The sequence below is a fragment of the Paenibacillus sp. R14(2021) genome (genome assembly GCF_019431355.1).
Classification (GTDB): domain Bacteria; phylum Bacillota; class Bacilli; order Paenibacillales; family Paenibacillaceae; genus Paenibacillus_Z.
The window spans coordinates 165,802-185,116 of sequence record NZ_CP080269.1; the positions used below are offsets into that span (position 1 = coordinate 165,802).

Genomic DNA, 19,315 nt, shown 5'->3' on the forward strand with positions numbered 1-19,315 from the left:
ATGACAACCAAACGAATTGCTGGTTTACGCGAGAAATTGCAAGAGCTTGGCGTAGACGCCATCCTTGTAACCCATGCCGTCAACCGCAGATACATAAGCGGCTTTACCGGCTCTTCCGGCGTCCTCCTCGTGACGCAAAGCGACAGCTGGCTGCTCACGGACTTCCGTTATATGACGCAGGCGCCTCAGCAGGCTGTCGATTTTACCGTTGTGGAGCATGCTGCTAGATGGATTGATACGGTTAAAGAGCTTGCGGCTTCGGCAGGTGTGAAGAAGCTCGCTTTCGAACAGGAACAGGTCGTGTTCAGTGAGTATACCGCGTGGACTGCGGCACTGGGGGATGGCATTCAATTGGTGCCGGTTTCCAGCGTTATTGAAGGGCTTCGTATGTTCAAGGACGAAGCTGAACTGGCTATTATGCGCGATGCGTGCAAGCTTGCGGACGATACGTTCCAGCATATGCTTGGCTTTATCAAGCCGGGCCTTCGCGAACGCGAGGTTGCGCTTGAGATGGAAATTTTCATGCGCAGCAAAGGCGCTGCCTCCTCGTCGTTCGACACCATCGTCGCTTCGGGCGAACGCTCCGCACTGCCGCACGGCGTTGCAAGCGAGCGCGTCATTGGCAATAATGAATACGTGAAACTTGATTTCGGCGCGTACTATAATGGTTATTGTTCGGATCTAACCCGTACGATCGTTGTAGGCCAACCGACAGATCGGCATCGCGAAATCTACGAGATCGTACTCGAAGCCCAATTGGCGGCGATTGCAGCGATTAAACCGGGCATGACAGGCAAGGAAGCCGACGCGATTGCGCGCGACATCATTACCCGTCACGGGTATGGCGACCGCTTCGGGCATGGCACTGGGCACGGCCTTGGGATGGAGATCCATGAAGCACCTCGTTTGTCCGTAACAGGCACGACCGTATTGGAACCGGGCATGACCGTCACTGTTGAGCCGGGGATCTATATTCCGGGCTTCGGCGGTGTTCGCATTGAGGACGACATCGTCATCACGGCCAGCGGAAATTCGTTGTTAACCTCATCTCCGAAGACCTTATTTATTTTGGAATGAGTTAAACTATTATAGCTTCTGTCTTGCGCGTAAGACCGCAGGGCAAAAAAATTTAGGAGGAATCTGCAGTGATTTCAGTAAATGATTTTAAGACAGGCGTAACTATAGAAGTAGACGGCGATATTTTCACCGTTATCGACTTCCAGCACGTTAAACCGGGTAAAGGCGCGGCATTCGTACGCTCCAAGCTCAAAAACATTAGAAACGGCAATACGGTTGAAAGAACGTTCCGTGCCGGCGAGAACCTTGGCCGCGCGAACATTGAAACACGCGCTGTGCAATACCTGTACAATTCCGGAACGGAATATTCCTTCATGGATAATGAAACCTACGATCAATTCACGCTCGACAAGCAGCAGCTCGAGTGGGAAGTTAACTTTCTGAAAGAAAACATGACGGTTAACATCTCCAGCTACAATACCGAAATCATCGGTATTCTGCTGCCGAACAGCGTTGAACTGAAAGTAACGGAAACGGAGCCGGGCGTTAAAGGCAACACGGCGCAAGGCGCAACGAAGAACGCTACGGTTGAAACAGGTCTTACGGTTCAAGTGCCGCTGTTCATTAACGAAGGCGACGTTCTCTTGATTGACACGCGCGAAGGCAAATATATCTCCCGCGCTTAGTCAATCCCAGACAAGCCCGATTTCTTCATAAAACCGCGCGGCACCTAGTGCCGCGCGGTTTTTGTCGTATTCAAAACCGAGTACCTATGTTATAATCTTACTTTAGTGAAACAAAATATCCTTAGACATATATTAGAACTTTCGTTGGGAGAGTGGATCAGCGGTGTCGTTGATAGTGATGAAGTTCGGCGGCAGCTCCGTAGGCTCGACGGAGCGGATGCAGCGGGTTGCAAGGCGGATTGCCGATTATAAGGAAGCCGGCCATGGGGTCGTCGTCGTTGTTTCGGCAATGGGGGATACAACAGATGATTTGATCGACCAATCGAAGCAGCTGAATGAGAAGCCGCCGGTTCGCGAGATGGATATGCTGCTTGCTGTAGGCGAGCAAATATCAGTAGCGCTGCTGGCGATGGCGATTGACGCGATTGGCCATAAGTCCAAGTCGTTTACGGGCTGGCAGGCCGGCATAGAGACGGAAGCGGTTCACGGCAAGGCACGCATTACAGATATCCGCCCGGATCGGATTCATGAAGCGGTGGAAAGCGGGCATGCCGTCATCGTTGCGGGCTTTCAAGGCGCGACAGTTCAAGGGGAAATTACAACACTCGGCCGCGGCGGCTCGGATACGACGGCCGTAGCGCTGGCAGCCGCGATCAAAGCGGATGTGTGTGAAATTTATACGGACGTAGACGGCGTTTACTCGACCGATCCGCGCGTTGTGAAATGCGCGCGCAAGCTGGATGAAATCTCGTACGACGAGATGCTGGAGCTGGCTAATCTTGGGGCAGCGGTGCTTCATCCGCGTGCGGTCGAATATGCAAAGAACTACAACGTGAAGCTTGTCGTACGGTCCAGCTTTACGCAAAACGAAGGCACGAGTGTGAAGGAGGAAGCGGTCATGGAACAAGGGATGGTCGTTCGCGGCATCGCATACGACAAAAACGTAGCACGTATCAGCATTTTGGGTGTAGGTGATGTACCAGGCGTCTTGGCCAAAGTGTTCGGCGCGCTTGCTTCGAGCGGCATCGACGTGGATATTATCGTACAGAGCGGCACGCAGGAAGGCAAAGCGGACTTCGCCTTCACCGTATCTTCGAATGATAGAGATAAAGCCATCTCCGTCGTAGAGAGCATTCGCGGCGAAGTGCCTTACCGTGAATTGACATCGGAACAGAACCTCGTGAAGGTTTCTATCGTCGGCGCGGGTATGGTCAGCAACCCTGGCGTAGCTGCCAAAATGTTCGCTGCGATCTATGATCTCGGCATTAACCTGATCATGGTCACGACGTCCGAGATTCGCTTGTCGGTCGTCATTACGGCTGAACGGGCGCAGGAGGTCGTTCTCGCTCTGCATTCCGCATACGGTCTGGATACCGCAGAGCAAGCGTTTGTAGGCGGACCGCAGGACCGCCGTTAATTTTCAACAAAAGGATCAACAAAGAAGGACAGCGGCGCATAAGCGCGGCTGTCCTCTTTGTTAGTTGCGGCGTCGTCAGAGAAACCGATTGCCGATAAAGGTAAACAGCTTCAGCAGAATTGCGGTAATGCCTGCTGCCATTAAAGGCCCTACGGGAATGCCGCGTAGAAACACGATGCCGATGATTGAGCCTAAGACAAGGCCGACGATGAGCTGAGGATCGAACTTCAGCATTTCGAGCCCTTTGCCGTTGACGTAAGTGGCGATCGCTCCACCGCTCAAGGCTAGAATACCCGGCCATGAAGTGACGACGCCGATCATATCCTTGGAGCCGATACGCTCTGACGCAAACGGGACGAGCACGCTGAATGTCAGGAAGAGCAGCCCAAGCTCAAGTCCTCTGCGCTCGATAGAGGGCAAGAAACGCTCCAAATGCACCAGCTTTACGATCAACAGCACGCAGGCCGCCGTGGAAATAATCGGCGAACGGCCGATGAGACCGATAATGATCAGAATGACTAGAATAACTTCGCCGTTCATGCTTGTTGACTCCTTCAAAACGTTGTCACCGCCTCCACATTGATTGCCGGAGCGTCCATACTCCATTGTATGGAACAAGCCTTCCCGTTATGTCACTTCTCGACGAGCATATCTCCTTGAATCCGAGGGACGACTCGGCTGATGTTAACCTGGCTGCAGTACTCGACATCTCGTCCGCTGCCGTTCTTGACCAGCTTCCGTCCAGTCGTGCTGGCAAGCAGCAGCTCATGCAAGCGGCTGCTGCTGTTCTTGTACAGTCCCAGCATGGCAGTGCCGAGGTCGTTCATCTCGCTCCCGGATGCGCTGATTGCCTGAAGCTCGTGGATAATCATGCCGGCGCAGAGGCCGTCCTCCAGCGCGAATTCATTGTGGCTGCCCGCGCAGAGCAGAACGAGGTCGCGGCGCAGCTGGGCTGCGGCCTGGGCGCACGCGGCGGCATTGGTAAGCGATCCGGCCAGTACGTAATCCGCGCGCATCGCTTTATGCAGCGCCCGGGTCCCATTCGTCGTCGTAAGGACGACGCGGCGTCCGCGCACGAGGTCATTCGTGAACTCTTCAGGCGAATTGCCCAGATCGAATCCGGGGATCTTCCGGCAAAACCGTTCGCCGGCCAGCAAATGGCCGCTGCACTGCATCGCTCTTGCCTCCAGCACGGTTTCGACAGGGTAAATCCCGGAGGCTCCGGCTTCCAACGCAGCGACAATTGTGCTCGTGGCGCGAAGCACATCGATTGCGATAACGGTTCGATGAGCGAACCGGTCGGCTTGTGCCTCATTTACGTTGGAAATCACTTCGATTTGCATACCTCTAACGCTTCCTTCCTTAATACCTGATTTCTAAGGATCTATGAATTCAAATCAAATCATATAAACGAACGGTTCGATTCTTTCGCCGAAATGGAAGGTATCCGAACGCAGCCCCCGCCGCATTGTTTCAAGCGACAGCACCTCCGAGGGTTGTATATTACCGAGGTTCGCTTCGGCCCCGAAGGTTTGAAGCATCAGCACCTGTTGCTGCTTGAGCGGCGTCTCCCACATGATCCGGCTGATATCGCCAAGCGTATGGCTCACCGCTTCGAGCACGCTATGCGCGCATTCGCCGTTCTGGTCGAACAGTCCGACGCCGACGCCGGATTCTCTGGCCTCAATCGTGACCATCGCGGCGCCGGCTTTCCAGTCTTCTTCAGCAGTCTGCAGCAGCTCCTTGGCATCGACAAGCGATCCCGTCAGCTTCTTGCCGTATTCCGTGACGACATGCAGCCCGTTTCGGATGCCCTCTTGAATGAGCTCGGTGCGGAGCTTGCGACTCAGCTCAATCGTGCCGTCCGATACCTCGATGCCGTTAAAGCCCATGCGGCAAACCGTGCGGAAAAAAGCAGGGATCACATTTTGCTGAACGGCCGTTTCGAGGAGCGTACCTCCAGGCATGACGGTCAGCCCGCATCGTTTAGCCAGCTCGATTTTGGCCAGCAGCAGGTCTGTCGGATAGAGAGGGGCGGTTCCGAAGCCGAATTTAATACAGTCCATATAGCCTGCTGCGGTTTCCAACAGGTCGGAGAAGGCGTTGCGTCCGAGCCCTTTATCAATGACCATGGTCTGCCCGCGTACGGCTGTTCCGTGCCCCTTGCGTCCGTCAGACGAATAGCTCGTTTGGTCGCGCTGTCCGCTCGGGTCTTGCAATACGGCAGGCCAAGCTGCCTGAGAAATTGATCTCATGATATCTCCTCGCATTCCTTTTCGTTTCCGCGTTTCCACAGCAATATATGCAGAGTGCCCAAAGACGGTGCGACAAGTGTCAGGCATATGCCCATATTGTGAGAATGAAAGATAGACAGGCCCGCATAGGCTGTAATAGAGCCGTTTCGCTAGCGATAGAAGCCTGCTGCGTGATTAAATGACGGAAAGTGAGGGAGAGGGATATGTTTAACAAAATCGTGCTTAGCATGGCGACGCTGCGTATGTTCTCAGGCACGCTCGAGATCATGGCCGCGCTTCTCATGCTGAGACTCAATCAAATCGATAAGGCGATTATCGTCAACTCGTCGCTGGCACTGGTTGGGCCGCTTGTGCTGATTTCGACGACGACTATCGGGCTTGCAGGGCTGTCGGATAAATTATCTTACGGCAAAATGCTCTGGATTGTCGGAGGCGTAGCCTGCATTTTGGTAGGCGCGCTGAAGAAGTAGAGTGGGCATAACGCGCCGCTTGTCCGCATACAATGGGAAACAAAGAAGGACATGCCTATCAATCTAGCAAGCTGTCGTGCAGATGACGGCGAACGAAGAAAGCGGGAGGGATTGCCGGATGCTTAAACGAGTGCTGCATTTGCTGCCGTCCGAACTGGCGGATTTGCTTAGCAGGGTCCCGGAGCGAATAAAGGATGACCTCGAGGAGATTCGCATCCGGGAAGGCCGCCCGCTGGAGATCAGCACGGCGCATGGGTTTTCGTTTCTGTCACCGTCCGGCATTCTGCTGGAGCATCCTGATGAAGCGTACAAGCCGTCTTCGGAAGTTTGCCGCAAAATGCTGGAACGAATCTCGAACCACTCGTTGTATGCCATGGAGGAAGAGCTGCGCCGGGGCTACATCACGGTCGCCGGCGGACATCGCATCGGACTGGCCGGCCGCACGGTGCTGGAAGGGGGCCATGTCCGCGGTATCCGAGATATTGCTGCGTTCAATGTTCGAATCGCACGAGAGGTCATCGGTGCGGCGTCGGGGCTGCTGCCGAAGCTGCTCGACCCCAAGCGGAAATCTGTTCACTCTACGCTCGTAATCGCCCCGCCGCAGCAGGGGAAGACAACCCTTGTGCGGGATCTGGCAAGGGCGGTCAGCAGCGGCGCCTGGGGAATGAATGCAGCGGCGAATTGGCCTGGGCGCAAAGTCGGCATTATAGACGAGCGTTCAGAGATCGCCGCTTGCGTACGGGGTGTCCCGACGTTCAATGTAGGGCCGCGCACCGATGTGCTCGATGCCTGTCCCAAAGCGGAAGGGATGATGATGATGCTTCGTTCCATGTCGCCGGACGTGATGATCGTCGATGAGATCGGCCGCGAAGAGGATGCAGCGGCAATTCTGGATGCCAGCCACGCCGGCGTTGCGGTAATCGCGACCGCGCATGCCAAGGATGCCGCCGATGCCCGCGCCCGCCCTGTGCTCGGCCGTCTGCTGGAGGCAGGGGCCTTCCATTTGTGCGTGGAGCTCCAGCGCAGCGGGTCCGGCTTCATCAGCCGCGTTCTGCCGGCAGCATCGGCGTTCCGGGCACCGGCGGCAAGGGAACCGACAACGGTCATAGGAGGCGAAGGTGTTGGTTAAACTCATTGGCGCGGCCCTCATTCTGTTTGCCGGCACGATGATCGGTCTGCTGCAAGCTTCGCGTTACGCCGCGCGTCCGAACCAAATCAGGCAGCTGATTCACGCGCTTCAGCGGCTGGAAACCGAAATCGGGTACGGCTACACGCCGCTTCCGGAAGCGATTGCCCGGTGTGCTGCAACGATGCCCGAACCGGCTTCATCGCTGCTGAAGGAAGTCATCCGGCGGCTCTCCGAATTGAAGGAGCTTACCTTCCGCGAGAGCTGGGAGGCCGCGGTGCTAAGCATTTGGCCGCATACGGCAATGCGGCAGCCGGAACAGGCTGCGCTAGTTCGTCTGGGGACGAATCTTGGTATCAGCGACCGCGAGGACCAGATGAAACATCTGAAGCTTGCGATGCAGCAGCTGCATTTGGAAGAAGACGCGGCACGGCATGATGGCGTGCGGTATGTGAAGATGTGGAGGAGCTTAGGTGTTCTCACAGCTGCGCTGGTCGTCATTTTGATTCTTTAGCGGGGTGCCGGAAGCATGAATATTGATGTCAGCGCCATCTTTCAAATCGCCGGAATCGGCATTATTACGGCCATGATTCATACCGTTTTGAAGCAAATGGGCAAAGAAGATATGGCGCACTGGGTAACGTTAATCGGGTTTGTCGTCGTCTTGTTCATGGTCGTCCGGCTCTTGAACGATTTGTTTCAAGAAATCAAAACGATCTTCTTGTTTCAATGATGGCGACGGCTGCGATTCGCCGCAGGGCAGGTGAGTAGAAGTTGGAAATCATTCAAATCGTCGGGCTTGGCCTTATTGCGACTGTGCTGGTGCTCGTTGTTCGTGAACAGAAACCGATGTTCGGGTTTCTGCTAGCGGCCTTTACGGGACTCTTCATTTTCTTGTTCGTCATTGGCAAAATCGAAACGGTCATCGGTGTACTGGAGCAGCTCGCCGACAAATCGGGCATCCCGTCGATTTACTTGAAGACGATACTGAAAATCATCGGAATCGCCTACATCGCGGAGTTCGGCTCGCAGATCGTACGGGATGCAGGGCAGGAAAGCATAGCGTCCAAGATCGAGTTTGCCGGTAAAATACTGATTCTAATGCTGGCCGTGCCCATCATCAGCGTCATCGTCGAAACCGTATTAGGTTTACTGCCAATAGGGAGTTGAAGCAGCATGCGTCAGCGCTTCGTTCGTTTCATGGTCCTGCAGGCTGTGCTTCTGTGGGGACTGCTGCTGATTATGCCAGTCATGGCTATGGCCGATCCGGCTGATGGAATTTCCCAGGAAGCCGCCCACACGGCGGATGAGCCTGCTTCTGTCTCGGGCGGCGGAAATGCCGATGCCGTGAACAAGCAAATCACGAACGAGCAGCTGCAGGGCATCGACACGCAGAATGTCGAGAATTACTGGAACAAGCTGATGAAGGATTACGGCGGGTTCTTCCCCGACCGCGACGTACCGAGCTTCGCGGAGATGATTATGCCCGGCGGGAAAGGGCTGAAGCTGACCACGGTGCTCGCAGGCCTGCTTCGCTACGTATTGCATGAAATTTTGTATAACGGCAAGCTGCTCGTTACGATCGTCATCCTCACGGTATTCAGCATGATGCTGGAAACGATGCAGACGGCTTTCGAGCGAAATGCCGTCAGCAAAGTGGCGTACAGTATCACCTACATGGTGATGATCGTGCTTGCGGTCAACAGCTTCAACGTTGCGATCGGCTACGCCAAGGATGCCATCACGGGGATGATTCAGTTCATGATGGCGATGGTGCCGCTCCTGCTGACGCTGCTGGCTACTATGGGAAGCGTGGTGACGGTAACGGTGCTGCATCCGCTCATTGTGTTCATGATTCATGCCGTCGGCACGGTCATCTACACGCTGGTGTTTCCGCTGCTGTTCTTCTCGGCCGTGCTGCATATCGCCAGCTCCATATCGGACAGGTTCAAGGTCACGCAGCTGGCCAATGTGCTTCGCAGCTTCAGCGTCGGAGTAATGGGCGTCATGCTTACCGTATTCCTTGGCGTCATTTCGGTGCAGGGCGCAACGGGTTCCGTAACGGACGGCGTAACGATGCGGACAGCTAAGTTTGTGACAGGCAACTTCGTGCCGGTTATCGGACGAACCTTCTCCGATGCGGCGGATACGGTCATCTCGGCGTCCATGCTGGTGAAGAACGCAATCGGGCTTGCGGGCGTAGTGATCATATTGTTCCTCTGCGCATTCCCGGCGGTCAAGATCCTCACGCTGGCGCTGATCTACAACGTATCTGCGGCAATCATGCAGCCGCTCGGGGACAGCCCCATCGTGAACTGCCTGCAAACGATCGGCAAGACGCTAATTTATGTGTTCGCCGCTCTTGCCGCTGTTGGCCTCATGTTCTTCCTGGCGATCACGATCATTCTAACGGCGGGCAATGCAGCGATCATGATCAAGTAGCGAAAAACCGGAGGCGATAGCATGCTGACTTGGCTTGCGGTATGGCTTCAGCAGATCATAGCAGTCGTGCTGCTGGCAGGCTTCATCGACTTGCTGCTGCCGAACAAATCCATGCAGCGCTATGTTAGGCTTGTCGCCGGCTTGATCATCTTGCTGACGATTCTTACGCCGATCATCCGCTTGCTTCAGGGCGATTTCAGCGCAAGGCTGGACGAGGAAGTCGAACATTGGATTCAAGCCGAATCGGCTAAAGAGTACCACATGCCAAGCCTGCAGGATATCCAAGACGGCGCTAAGGCGCTGCAGAAGAAGCAGGCGGCCTCGGCTTCCGAGCTGGCTGCGCAGAAGCTGGCCGGCGATATGAAGGCAGGCATCGAGCAGCGGACGGGGCTCCGGGTAGCGTCGGTATCGGTAAGGCTGGTGAGCGATTCGTCCGGACAACCTTCGCAGCTTAGCGGCGTCATCGTTACGTTAGCGGCTAACAAGGATGAGGAATCCGCTGGACAATCGCAAGAAGGAGCAACGGCGGAGTCGGTAGCGGATGTTGAAGCTGTGACTGTGACCGTGGAGCCCGTGCAAGCCCCGGCATCGCATAAAGAGGCAGAGGCTCGGCCGGTTGCAGGCGCCGCTGCTAATGCGGTACTGGATGTTCTGAAGGAAGGCTGGTCCGTCAATCCGGCAATCGTTGACATACAGGAACAGGCGGGGGATTCGGCTGCCGCTCAATAGGGAAAGGGGAGAACGGCGTTGGCCAAATGGCTGGATGGGCTGGAGTCGACCGTCGGCAAGGGGCAGGGGGGGCCGAAACGGATCAGGACGCTCCGCTGGCTGCTCATCATCGGCGGAATCGGAGCGGTGCTCATGCTGATGAATTCATTTCTCACATACCAGAAGGTACCGTCCGATCAGCAGCAGACATCGCAGAACGAGCCTCCCAGCGCGCCGGCGCTCTTAGGCAAGGACAACGCGGACACCTCTTCCTTTGACGCGATCGAGCAGCCGCTGGAAGCAAGGCTGAAAGAGATTTTAGAGAAAATCGTTGGCGTCGGAGCAGTCGACGTGTTGGTGACGGTTGACTCGACGGAAGAGGTCACCGTTCAGATCGACGAGAACGAATCGCAGCAGATCACGAACGAAACCGATAAGAACGGCGGTAAGCGAAGCATCACTTCGATCACGAAAGGCGGCAAAGTGGTGCTCTACGATACGGGCGGATCAAGCTCGCCCATCATTACGAAGCGTATACAGCCCCGAATACGGGGCGTGCTCATCGTTGCGAAGGGTGCCGAGAACGGCACGGTCAGACGGCTTATCACTGACGCCGTCGAGAAAGGGCTCAACGTTGCAGTCAATCGAATTTCGGTTGTGCCGCACAAGTATCAATAAATCCATTTGGACAACGAAAAGGGAGGCTGTTTATTCATGAACAACAAACGGCAAACGATTTGGCTCGTATCCATGCTAAGCCTGATGGTCATTTTATCGGCATACTACCTGTTTACCGAAGACGTCAGTACGACGAACGATATCGTCACGACGGACGGCACGAAGCAGTCGGGCGCGAAGGGTGATGCGACGGAAGCATCGGGCAATGCATCCGGCAATAATGCCATCATCGTGGACGAGGTCACGAAGGATGGCGGCGGCGACGCTGCGCAAACGGAGGACGGAGCGGGTAATAAAGACAGTGCGGATACGACGAAGGACGCGGCCGATACGACGGCAGCAACGGATAAAACCGATCAAGAAGTGCTCGATCAGCTGGATGCCGCGGGTGGAATAAGCGCAAGCGTGTTCAGCCAGATGCAGGCGAAGCGCGACCAGCAATACTATGAAGAATACGATAAGCTGCTCGGCAAAGTCTCCGATACGAAGCAGTCCGAGAAGGATGCAGCAGCTTCCATGGACCAGCTGAGCTTGCTCGAAGATAAGAGCGCGAAGATTACGAGCCTCGAGGAAGAGCTGTCCAAGCAGTTCGGCAATGCGGCTGTCGTGCCGGATGCAGCGAATCATTTCAAAGTCGTTGTGCAAAGCGACAAGCTCGAGCGCAGCCAAGCCGACAGCATTCTCACGATGGCAATGAAGGAGCTTAACTTGACGCCGGATCAGCTGACGATTCAATTCGTCAAATAAGCAGACATAGAGCCTCGGACGCCGGATTTCCGGCAGTCTGGGGCTTTTTTCCATTGAGATTACGTAAAAAATGGGTTCGTGTTCCGCTCCCTTTATGCTATAATAGATGTGGTATGTGCAGGTTTAGTAATTTGCACCGCTTTCTTATGTGTGCAAACAGCGCTTACATACGAATGACTTCAAGCGTCCTGCAAGTAAGGATGCAAAAACTTTTAGGAGTGAAACGATGTTTAAGCTGAGCGAGATTAAAGAATTGATCAAGCTGGTTGACGGGACTTCGGTCCATGAACTCGAAATTGAAAACGAAGGCGCACGCCTGTTGATCCGCAAGCCCGGTAAAACGGAAGTGGTAAATGTACAAGCCGCGCCTATTCCTACATATACGCAGGCTTATCAAGCTCCGGCTGGCGCAATCCAACCGGCCGCTGCTCCTGCCGCCGAGGCTCCGCAGGCATCCGCAAGAGACAACTATCATGCTATCGTTTCGCCGATGGTCGGTACATTCTATCGTGCCTCTTCCCCAGACAAGGCGCCGTTTGTGAACGTCGGCGACCGGATCAACGATAAGTCTATCGTCTGCATCCTCGAAGCGATGAAGCTCATGAACGAGCTTGAAGCTGAGGTACGCGGGGAGATCGTTGAAATTCTTGTTGAGAATGGACAACTCGTCGAATACGGACAACCGTTGTTCCTTGTGAAGCCGGAGTAAGAGATTCCGAATCGGAAGACACCGGGATCCAATGGACACGAGAGGAGCGATTACCGTGAAATTCAATAAAATATTGATTGCCAACCGAGGAGAAATCGCCGTACGTATTATTCGCGCCTGCCGCGAGCTCGGCATCGGCACCGTTGCCGTCTATTCCGAGGCCGACCGTGAATCCCTTCACGTCCGTCTCGCGGATGAAGCATATTGCATCGGGCCTGTTCTCTCCAAGGACAGCTATCTGAACTTGACTAACATCATGAGCGTCGCAACGCTTACGGACTGCGATGCCATTCATCCCGGCTACGGATTTCTGGCAGAGAATGCGGATTTCGCGGAAATCTGCGAGTCCTGCAACGTAACCTTTATCGGACCGTCGCCGCAAGCCATTAGCAAAATGGGCGATAAAGCCGTCGCCAAATCGACGATGAAACTCGCTGACGTGCCGATTATTCCAGGCTCGGACGGTCTTGTCGAAGATCTTGATGATGCCGTTCGCGTTGCGCGCGAAATCGGTTACCCGGTCATCATTAAAGCAACCGCCGGCGGCGGAGGCAAGGGTATCCGGATTGCCGAGAACGAGGAAATGCTGATCGCCCAAATTACGACGGCGCAGCAGGAAGCGCAGAAGGCGTTTGGCAACGCCGGCGTATATCTGGAGAAATATTTGACGGGCATGAAGCACGTCGAAATTCAAATCATGGCGGACAAGCACGGCAATGCGGTGCATCTGTTCGAGCGCGACTGCTCGATCCAGCGCCGCCGTCAGAAGCTTCTTGAAGAAGCGCCTTGTCCGGTGCTCAGTCCGGCTCTTCGCGAACGGATGGGTCAGGCTGCGGTACGCGCCGCGCTGGCGGTTAACTACTCCGGAGCCGGAACGCTCGAGTTCCTGCTTGGTCCTGACGGTAATTTTTACTTTATGGAGATGAACACTCGTATTCAGGTGGAGCATCCCGTGACGGAAATGATTACCGGCGTCGACCTCATTAAAGAGATGATTTCCGTGGCAGAGGGCAACCCGCTTTCCTTTAAGCAGATCGACCTGAAAATCAACGGCTGGGCGATTGAATGCCGTATCAATGCGGAAGATTCCGAGCGTGGCTTCATGCCGTCTCCGGGTCAAATTCAATTTTATTTGCCGCCGGGTGGTTTAGGCGTGCGCGTGGACAGCAGCGCATACCCCGGCTATACGATCTCGCCGCACTATGATTCTATGATTGCTAAGCTCATCGTTTGGGGGGCAACCCGCGAGGATGCGATCGCACGGATGAAGCGGGCTCTAGCGGAATTTGCCATCGACGGCATTCGCACGACGATCCCGTTCCACATGAAGCTTCTGAATCATCCGAAGTTTCTGAAGGGTAATTTTGATATTAAATTCCTTGAGGATTATGATGTCAATCATCCGGAAGAATCGCTTCAAGAGTAGGCCGGGCATAAGATCTGCATGGTTTGTCATATTTCCGCCAGAATGCTATAGTATAGGAATAAGAAGCGGATAAGCTATCGGCTGGCGGCTGAAGGCACGCAACTTTACGGGAGGTGTAGGATAACCATGAGTACGCTCGCAGCGGACTATGAGAAAACAGACATGGGCACTATTCAAATCGCACCCGAAGTCATTGAAATCATTGCTGGTCTTGCGACAATTGAAGTTCAAGGCGTAGCAGGCATGAGCGGCGGATTCGCCGGCGGCATTGCCGAGCTTCTGGGTCGCAAAAATTTGTCCAAAGGCGTTAAAGTCGAGGTCGGTCAACGCGAAGCGGCAGTTGATGTCTCCATCATTGTGGAATATGGAAACCGCATTCCAGAGGTTGCTTCGGAAATTCAGAACAACGTGAAGCGGTCGATTGAAATGATGACTGGTCTCCATGTTGTAGAGGTGAACGTTCATATCCATGACGTTCATTTCAAAATTGCGGAGAAGCCGGAAGAGGAAGAACCTGCTACCCGCCTGAAATAAGGGCCGCGAATGTAAAGAACGAACCATACCCCCTAGTGGTTGGGCTTGCCGCTCGGCGCTAGGGGGTTTTATCTAGTCCGCTCCATGAAGACGGGTACAACCTGTTCTTCTCATCCGCTCCAAGGAGGAATCTCTCGTTGATTAGAGTGTTGGACAAGTTCCTGTTATTTCTATACAGCCTTGCCATTGGCGCAGCAGCGGTTATCGCGTTCAGTGCGGGCCTCTACTGGTTCCCGGAAGAGTGGCTGAGCAATCTGGTTCATAACCTGTACGGCGGTGAAATGCGCTGGCTGCAGCTGACGGTTGTAACGGTCGCGGTTGTCGTGTTTCTGATCAGTCTTCGTTTCTTCTATGTTTCGCTAAGACGCAGCAATGCATCCGCGCCGTCTATTGACCAGCGGACGGAGTTCGGTGATATTCGGATTTCAATTGATACGGTGGAGAACTTGGCGCTGAAAGCAGCTGGACGCCAGCGCGGCGTGAAAGATTTGAAAGCGCGTATTCGCATCGGCGAAGCGGGCATCGAAGTGTCGCTTCGTGCGATTGCAGACGGTGAAAGCTCCATTCCGACGTTGACGGAGGATATGCAGCGCGCGGTCAAATCCCATGTGGAGGAGATTACGGGCATCCCTGTCGCGGTTGTCTCTGTGTATGTGGCGAACATCATCCAAACCGCTAACTTTAAAAGTCGTGTAGAATAGGGGTGATGCCGATGTGGAAGGAAATCTGGACAACCCATGGTGGTCGGATCGCCGGCGTGGCAGTAGGTATCATTCTTGGACTTCTTTATTTTATCGTCGGTTTTTGGGATATGCTGTTTTTCGGACTCCTGTTATGGGTAGGCTATACGGTCGGCAAAATGAAAGATGAACAGAGCGGTCCTCTAATACCATGGGGGCGCTTAACGGAATGGCTGACAGAACGCTGGCGGCCGTTCAAATAGTACTATGGTCTCCTCCGTACCCCGGACAATGCGGCATCTGTTCGGGGCAGGGAGGAGATCATATTTTGTGAAGTAATTCTTTTTGAGGGACGGTCAGGAGGACACATGAAACGAAGGTTAGCACGGGAAATCGTGGTACAAAGCTTGTACCAAATGGAAATGAATGAAGAGGCGACGACAGCTTCCGCAGTGGACATGCTTGTGGAAGAAGTGCATACGGAGAACGAGATCGAAGCGAATGCAGCGGATGTCGCTGTAATTGATGCCTACATGCGCGAGCTCATTCAAGGCGTGGTTGAACATAAGGCAGCGATCGACGATATGCTTCAGCGTTATTTGACGGGCTGGCAGGTGGATCGGCTCTCAAGGGTTGACCGGCAGATTTTGCGTCTCGCCTGCTACGAGCTCGTATTTCGCGATGATGCGCCGCCGAAGGCGATCATTAATGAAGCGATCGAGCTGGCGAAGCATTTTGGCACCGATGAGTCCGGTAAGTTCGTCAACGGGGTCCTGGGGCGGCTGCTTACCGCACTCGATGAACTGAAGCCAAAAGCATAAAGCACCGCAATTCAGAGCGATGGAAGCCCCTTAGAACCTCCGGGTACTAGGGGGTTTACGATAATTTTGCCCTTTGGGGCTATACATAATAGGAGTGATTCCATTGATAGCAGAGCGTATTGAAGGCAAAGCGATTTCCGATGCAATCCGTATTGAAATCGGCGAAGAAACGTCGAAATTGAAGGCGCAAGGCATTACGCCCGGACTTGCGGTCGTGCTCGTAGGCGAGGATCCCGCATCGAAAGTGTACGTCGGCAGCAAAGAAAAAGCCTGCCAGCAGCTTGGCTTCTATTCCGAAGTCCATCGCTTGGACGGTTCAGCCTCGCAAGATGAATTGCTCGCGTTGATTGATAAGTTGAATCACCAAAGCTCGATCCATGGCATCCTTGTGCAGCTTCCGCTGCCGAAGCATATCGACGAGAAAGCTGTCATCGACGCGATCAGCGCGGCGAAGGACGTAGACGGTTTCCATCCCGTCAGCGTCGGGAATCTCGTGATCGGGGATGACAGTCTTCTCCCATGTACGCCTGCAGGCGTTATTGAACTCATTAAACGGACAGGCATTACAATTGCCGGCAAACATGCCGTCGTCATCGGACGCAGCAATATCGTCGGCAAGCCGGTATCCATGCTGCTGCTTCGGGAGCATGCAACCGTAACGATCTGTCATTCCCGGACAGACAATATGGCTGAAATTGCGAAATCAGCAGATATACTCGTAGTCGCAATCGGCAAAGCGAAAGCGATCGGACGTCAATTTGTGAAGCCCGGCGCCGTTGTTATCGACGTGGGCATCAACCGCCTTGCTGACGGCAAGCTTGCAGGCGATGTGGATTACGAGGATGTGCTGGACGTTGCCGGCTACGTCACGCCGGTTCCAGGCGGCGTAGGACCGATGACCATTACGATGCTGATGCAGAATACGCTGAAGGCCGCGAAACAACAACACGCAATCAAGGGGTGAGCATCACCTGATGGCAGACCGAACGCGTATTTTTTCGATTAAAGAAATTAACCGATACATCGGAATGAAGCTGGAATCGGACGAACTGTTGAACGATATCTGGCTGCGCGGAGAAATTTCGAATTTTACGCATCATTCCAGCGGTCATATGTATTTTACGCTGAAGGACAAGGACAGCCGGCTCAAATGCATTATGTTTGCCTCCCACAACCAACGACTGCCCTTTATTCCGAAAGAAGGCGCGAAGGTGATGGCACGCGGCAACATTTCGGTGTACGAGCGCGACGGAAACTACCAGTTCTACTGTACGGCCATGCAGCCGGACGGAATCGGGAGTCTCTATCTGGCCTATGAGCAGCTGAAACGCAAGCTTCAAGATGAAGGACTGTTCGATGCTGCCCGCAAAAGGTCGATTCCGCCGTTTCCGAAAGCGATCGGCGTTATTACATCTGCTACTGGAGCCGCTGTCCGAGACATACTCATTACGCTGCAGCGCCGACACCCTTCCGTGCCGGTGCTTCTTTTTCCCGTGCTCGTACAGGGAACGGGAGCCGCGCCTTCAATCGTGAAAGCCATCGAAGCGATGAACCGATTAGGCGAAGTCGACGTATTAATAATTGGCCGGGGCGGCGGATCACTGGAGGAGCTTTGGGCTTTTAATGAAGAGGCTGTCGCGAGAAGCATCGCCGGCTCTGCGATTCCCGTTATTTCGGCGGTCGGTCATGAGACGGATTTCACGATTGCCGATTTTGCGGCAGATCTTCGCGCGGCTACGCCGACGGCTGCTGCAGAGCTTGCCGTTACAAGCGTCCAAGAGGTGAAATCCAAGCTAGCGCAGATGGAATCGCGGCTAGTTCAAATGCTTCGGATGACCGTGCAGAATCGAAAGGAACGTCTTGTGCGTTTGCGGCGATCGCCTGTATTCCTAAATCCGCGCAAATACGTGCTGCAGCATGCGGAACGTCTTGACGTGCTTCAGGATCGTCTTCAATTCCGAGCGCTTCGTGCCGCGGAACGCAGCCGAGAGAGATTTGGGAATCTCAATACGACTCTATTGCGCATGCACCCCGGCGCCAAGGTCAACCAAGCTTCCAAACAGCTGCAGCAGATCTCTGCCAGGCTGGAAGCAGCGATGTCCGGAAGCTTGAAGGAGCGCCGAACGGAGCTGCTGGCTTCCATGCGTCAGCTCGATGCGCTTAGCCCGCTTAAAGTCATGTCAAGAGGGTATAGTTTAGTATATGACGAGCAAGAGAAGAAACTGGTGAAATCGGTCGCGGACGTGCAGCTCGGCGACGTCGTGAAAGTTAAAGTTGCCGACGGACAGCTTGAATGTCAGGTATGGGGATTGAAAGGGGAGGCGTAGGTATGGCTGCCAAGGAAAAGGAGAAAGAAAAAGAAGAGATTAGCTTCGAGGCTGCGATGGAACGCCTGGAAGGCATCGTGAGCAAGCTCGAGAGCGGCGATGTCCCGCTCGAGACGGCCATCGAGCTGTTTCAGGAGGGGATGAAGCTTTCGCAGCTGTGCGGCTCCAAGCTGGAGCAAGTCGAGCGGAAGATCGAAGTCTTGATCGAGACCGAGAACGGCTTACATAGAAAACCGTTTGCACCGGCAAACGAGGACAAAGGGGAATAAACGTGAGAACTTCTCTTGCACTCGCAGACTACTTGGCACGTTCCGTATTGGAAATCGAAGCGGCTTTAAAAGCATCCATTCCGGAAGAATGGGATATTCCGCCTGCGCTTAGAGAGTCGATGATGTACTCTCTGGAAGCCGGCGGCAAGCGCCTTCGGCCAATTCTCGTGCTGAGTGCGGCGGAGGCGGTCAAACAGCAGGAACGTGCCCGAGAGATCGCAATGCCCGTTGCTTGCGCAATCGAGATGATTCATACGTATTCGCTGATCCATGACGATTTGCCCGCGATGGATAACGATGATTATCGCCGCGGCAAGCCGACGAACCACAAGGTCTATGGAGAGGCGATGGCAATCCTGGCCGGGGATGGACTGCTGACGCATGCTTTCTATGCAGTGACCCGTGCAGCCGGACTTGGGGCCCCTCCTGAGGCTGCGCTCGCGATTATCGCGGACCTGGCCAGACTTGCGGGTGCTCCCGGCATGGTCGGCGGTCAGGCAGCCGATATACTCGGCGAGCAAGGGGTTACGTCGCTGGAGGAGCTGGAATACATCCATTTGCACAAGACGAGCGACTTGATCGTGTTTTCCGTGCTGGCCGGCGCCCGGATCGGCGGAGCGGCGCCGCAGCAGCTGGATGCGCTCCAGCTGTTCGCGCGGAAGCTTGGGCTGGCCTTTCAAATTCAAGATGATATTTTGGACTTGATCGGCGATGAAGCCAAATTGGGCAAACCCGTCCAGAGTGATGTGGAGCAGCATAAGGTGACTTATCCATATCTCATCGGCCTTGAGAAGAGCGAAGCTCTCGTGGAGCAGTTGACCGGGGAAGCGAAGCAGGCGCTGGCCGATGCGAAGCTGGCAATGCCGGATACGCTGCATGACATCGCGGAATATTTGATGCGCAGGGACCATTAGCACGAACTGCCTTGGGCTTCTGCCGCAATGTATGTTATAATTTAGCCACATTTGACGTTTAATGGACCACGGGATTATACGCCGGGAAA

Annotated in this window: 25 protein-coding genes; 22 read left to right on the forward strand and 3 right to left on the reverse strand. The window is 54.5% G+C overall.

Going from position 1 to position 19,315, the window contains the following annotated elements; all coding sequences use genetic code 11:
• The 3 genes from KXU80_RS00810 (at nucleotide 1) to KXU80_RS00820 (ending at nucleotide 3,120) form a co-directional block, all read left to right on the forward strand.
• Nucleotides 1-1,077 (forward strand): M24 family metallopeptidase, encoded by a 1,077-nt coding sequence (locus KXU80_RS00810; protein ID WP_219836426.1) that lies wholly within the window; start codon nucleotides 1-3, stop codon nucleotides 1,075-1,077.
• Between the two features lie 68 nt (nucleotides 1,078-1,145).
• Nucleotides 1,146-1,703 carry an elongation factor P gene (gene efp, locus KXU80_RS00815; protein WP_219836427.1) on the forward strand — a complete coding sequence of 186 codons (558 nt, stop codon included), beginning with the start codon at nucleotides 1,146-1,148 and terminating at the stop codon, nucleotides 1,701-1,703.
• A gap of 163 nt (nucleotides 1,704-1,866) precedes the next feature.
• Complete coding sequence (locus KXU80_RS00820; protein ID WP_219836428.1) at nucleotides 1,867-3,120, forward strand: aspartate kinase; 1,254 nt, start codon at nucleotides 1,867-1,869, stop codon at nucleotides 3,118-3,120.
• Nucleotides 3,121-3,195: 75 nt separating this feature from the next.
• On the opposite strand, the gene KXU80_RS00825 is transcribed toward KXU80_RS00820, so the two are convergent.
• From KXU80_RS00825 to KXU80_RS00835, 3 genes are all read right to left on the reverse strand, one after another.
• A complete protein-coding gene (locus KXU80_RS00825) occupies nucleotides 3,196-3,660 on the reverse strand; it encodes a DUF441 domain-containing protein (protein WP_219836429.1) in 465 nt (154 codons plus the stop codon).
• Between the two features lie 92 nt (nucleotides 3,661-3,752).
• Nucleotides 3,753-4,463: a 2-phosphosulfolactate phosphatase gene (locus KXU80_RS00830; protein WP_219836430.1), complete on the reverse strand. Its 711-nt coding sequence runs from the start codon at nucleotides 4,461-4,463 to the stop codon at nucleotides 3,753-3,755.
• A gap of 54 nt (nucleotides 4,464-4,517) precedes the next feature.
• Nucleotides 4,518-5,375, reverse strand: a complete 858-nt coding sequence (locus tag KXU80_RS00835; RefSeq protein ID WP_219836431.1) for a phosphosulfolactate synthase — start codon at nucleotides 5,373-5,375, stop codon at nucleotides 4,518-4,520.
• A gap of 203 nt (nucleotides 5,376-5,578) precedes the next feature.
• Here KXU80_RS00835 and KXU80_RS00840 point away from each other — a divergent pair, with 203 nt between their 5' ends.
• From KXU80_RS00840 to KXU80_RS00930, 19 genes are all read left to right on the forward strand, one after another.
• Nucleotides 5,579-5,845, forward strand: a complete 267-nt coding sequence (locus tag KXU80_RS00840) for a YqhV family protein (protein ID WP_219836432.1) — start codon at nucleotides 5,579-5,581, stop codon at nucleotides 5,843-5,845.
• Nucleotides 5,846-5,963: 118 nt separating this feature from the next.
• Nucleotides 5,964-6,974, forward strand: a complete 1,011-nt coding sequence (spoIIIAA, locus tag KXU80_RS00845; protein ID WP_219836433.1) for a stage III sporulation protein AA — start codon at nucleotides 5,964-5,966, stop codon at nucleotides 6,972-6,974.
• Nucleotides 6,964-7,485, forward strand: coding sequence for a stage III sporulation protein SpoIIIAB (spoIIIAB, locus tag KXU80_RS00850; RefSeq protein ID WP_308858150.1), 522 nt, complete (start codon nucleotides 6,964-6,966; stop codon nucleotides 7,483-7,485). The genes spoIIIAA and spoIIIAB overlap by 11 nt, the downstream gene beginning before the upstream one ends.
• Nucleotides 7,486-7,500: 15 nt before the next feature.
• Nucleotides 7,501-7,704: a stage III sporulation protein AC gene (spoIIIAC, locus tag KXU80_RS00855; protein ID WP_219836435.1), complete on the forward strand. Its 204-nt coding sequence runs from the start codon at nucleotides 7,501-7,503 to the stop codon at nucleotides 7,702-7,704.
• Between the two features lie 41 nt (nucleotides 7,705-7,745).
• Nucleotides 7,746-8,141, forward strand: coding sequence for a stage III sporulation protein AD (gene spoIIIAD, locus KXU80_RS00860; protein WP_219836436.1), 396 nt, complete (start codon nucleotides 7,746-7,748; stop codon nucleotides 8,139-8,141).
• Between the two features lie 6 nt (nucleotides 8,142-8,147).
• Complete coding sequence (gene spoIIIAE, locus KXU80_RS00865; protein ID WP_258171194.1) at nucleotides 8,148-9,413, forward strand: stage III sporulation protein AE; 1,266 nt, start codon at nucleotides 8,148-8,150, stop codon at nucleotides 9,411-9,413.
• A 21-nt stretch (nucleotides 9,414-9,434) separates the two neighbouring features.
• Nucleotides 9,435-10,142, forward strand: coding sequence for a stage III sporulation protein AF (spoIIIAF, locus tag KXU80_RS00870; protein WP_219836437.1), 708 nt, complete (start codon nucleotides 9,435-9,437; stop codon nucleotides 10,140-10,142).
• 18 nt (nucleotides 10,143-10,160) lie between these two features.
• Nucleotides 10,161-10,799: a stage III sporulation protein AG gene (spoIIIAG, locus tag KXU80_RS00875; RefSeq protein ID WP_219836438.1), complete on the forward strand. Its 639-nt coding sequence runs from the start codon at nucleotides 10,161-10,163 to the stop codon at nucleotides 10,797-10,799.
• 36 nt (nucleotides 10,800-10,835) lie between these two features.
• Nucleotides 10,836-11,546 (forward strand): SpoIIIAH-like family protein, encoded by a 711-nt coding sequence (locus KXU80_RS00880; protein ID WP_219836439.1) that lies wholly within the window; start codon nucleotides 10,836-10,838, stop codon nucleotides 11,544-11,546.
• Nucleotides 11,547-11,772: 226 nt separating this feature from the next.
• Entirely contained in the window at nucleotides 11,773-12,255 is a 483-nt protein-coding gene (gene accB, locus KXU80_RS00885) for an acetyl-CoA carboxylase biotin carboxyl carrier protein (RefSeq protein ID WP_219836440.1), read from the forward strand.
• Between the two features lie 55 nt (nucleotides 12,256-12,310).
• The gene (gene accC / locus KXU80_RS00890) at nucleotides 12,311-13,681 is read left to right on the forward strand and encodes an acetyl-CoA carboxylase biotin carboxylase subunit (protein WP_219836441.1); all 1,371 of its coding nucleotides are present in this window, start codon (nucleotides 12,311-12,313) and stop codon (nucleotides 13,679-13,681) included.
• Between the two features lie 126 nt (nucleotides 13,682-13,807).
• Nucleotides 13,808-14,215, forward strand: a complete 408-nt coding sequence (locus tag KXU80_RS00895; protein ID WP_219836442.1) for an Asp23/Gls24 family envelope stress response protein — start codon at nucleotides 13,808-13,810, stop codon at nucleotides 14,213-14,215.
• A 137-nt stretch (nucleotides 14,216-14,352) separates the two neighbouring features.
• A complete protein-coding gene (amaP, locus tag KXU80_RS00900; RefSeq protein ID WP_219836443.1) occupies nucleotides 14,353-14,916 on the forward strand; it encodes an alkaline shock response membrane anchor protein AmaP in 564 nt (187 codons plus the stop codon).
• A gap of 11 nt (nucleotides 14,917-14,927) precedes the next feature.
• Nucleotides 14,928-15,158: a DUF2273 domain-containing protein gene (locus tag KXU80_RS00905; protein ID WP_219836444.1), complete on the forward strand. Its 231-nt coding sequence runs from the start codon at nucleotides 14,928-14,930 to the stop codon at nucleotides 15,156-15,158.
• Between the two features lie 105 nt (nucleotides 15,159-15,263).
• Nucleotides 15,264-15,716: a transcription antitermination factor NusB gene (gene nusB / locus KXU80_RS00910; protein ID WP_219836445.1), complete on the forward strand. Its 453-nt coding sequence runs from the start codon at nucleotides 15,264-15,266 to the stop codon at nucleotides 15,714-15,716.
• A gap of 103 nt (nucleotides 15,717-15,819) precedes the next feature.
• Nucleotides 15,820-16,680, forward strand: a complete 861-nt coding sequence (gene folD / locus KXU80_RS00915; RefSeq protein WP_219836446.1) for a bifunctional methylenetetrahydrofolate dehydrogenase/methenyltetrahydrofolate cyclohydrolase FolD — start codon at nucleotides 15,820-15,822, stop codon at nucleotides 16,678-16,680.
• Nucleotides 16,681-16,690: 10 nt separating this feature from the next.
• Entirely contained in the window at nucleotides 16,691-18,043 is a 1,353-nt protein-coding gene (gene xseA / locus KXU80_RS00920) for an exodeoxyribonuclease VII large subunit (RefSeq protein WP_219836447.1), read from the forward strand.
• A gap of 2 nt (nucleotides 18,044-18,045) precedes the next feature.
• Nucleotides 18,046-18,312, forward strand: coding sequence for an exodeoxyribonuclease VII small subunit (gene xseB, locus KXU80_RS00925; RefSeq protein ID WP_219836448.1), 267 nt, complete (start codon nucleotides 18,046-18,048; stop codon nucleotides 18,310-18,312).
• Between the two features lie 2 nt (nucleotides 18,313-18,314).
• Nucleotides 18,315-19,226, forward strand: coding sequence for a polyprenyl synthetase family protein (locus KXU80_RS00930; RefSeq protein WP_258171195.1), 912 nt, complete (start codon nucleotides 18,315-18,317; stop codon nucleotides 19,224-19,226).
• Nucleotides 19,227-19,315 lie beyond the last annotated feature (89 nt).

Excerpts from the sequence above, each read along its gene's own strand:
- KXU80_RS00840 (WP_219836432.1), top strand. The coding sequence starts at position 5,579 with ATGTTTAACAAAATCGTGCTTAGCATGGCGACGCTGCGTATGTTCTCA.
- nusB (WP_219836445.1), top strand. The coding sequence starts at position 15,264 with ATGAAACGAAGGTTAGCACGGGAAATCGTGGTACAAAGCTTGTACCAA.
- KXU80_RS00810 (WP_219836426.1), top strand. The coding sequence starts at position 1 with ATGACAACCAAACGAATTGCTGGTTTACGCGAGAAATTGCAAGAGCTT.
- xseA (WP_219836447.1), top strand. The coding sequence starts at position 16,691 with ATGGCAGACCGAACGCGTATTTTTTCGATTAAAGAAATTAACCGATAC.
- KXU80_RS00830 (WP_219836430.1), bottom strand. The coding sequence starts at position 4,463 with ATGCAAATCGAAGTGATTTCCAACGTAAATGAGGCACAAGCCGACCGG.
- KXU80_RS00880 (WP_219836439.1), top strand. The coding sequence starts at position 10,836 with ATGAACAACAAACGGCAAACGATTTGGCTCGTATCCATGCTAAGCCTG.
- spoIIIAF (WP_219836437.1), top strand. The coding sequence starts at position 9,435 with ATGCTGACTTGGCTTGCGGTATGGCTTCAGCAGATCATAGCAGTCGTG.
- xseB (WP_219836448.1), top strand. The coding sequence starts at position 18,046 with ATGGCTGCCAAGGAAAAGGAGAAAGAAAAAGAAGAGATTAGCTTCGAG.
- KXU80_RS00835 (WP_219836431.1), bottom strand. The coding sequence starts at position 5,375 with ATGAGATCAATTTCTCAGGCAGCTTGGCCTGCCGTATTGCAAGACCCG.
- KXU80_RS00895 (WP_219836442.1), top strand. The coding sequence starts at position 13,808 with ATGAGTACGCTCGCAGCGGACTATGAGAAAACAGACATGGGCACTATT.
- KXU80_RS00905 (WP_219836444.1), top strand. The coding sequence starts at position 14,928 with ATGTGGAAGGAAATCTGGACAACCCATGGTGGTCGGATCGCCGGCGTG.
- accB (WP_219836440.1), top strand. The coding sequence starts at position 11,773 with ATGTTTAAGCTGAGCGAGATTAAAGAATTGATCAAGCTGGTTGACGGG.
- spoIIIAE (WP_258171194.1), top strand. The coding sequence starts at position 8,148 with ATGCGTCAGCGCTTCGTTCGTTTCATGGTCCTGCAGGCTGTGCTTCTG.
- KXU80_RS00825 (WP_219836429.1), bottom strand. The coding sequence starts at position 3,660 with ATGAACGGCGAAGTTATTCTAGTCATTCTGATCATTATCGGTCTCATC.
- spoIIIAA (WP_219836433.1), top strand. The coding sequence starts at position 5,964 with ATGCTTAAACGAGTGCTGCATTTGCTGCCGTCCGAACTGGCGGATTTG.
- spoIIIAC (WP_219836435.1), top strand. The coding sequence starts at position 7,501 with ATGAATATTGATGTCAGCGCCATCTTTCAAATCGCCGGAATCGGCATT.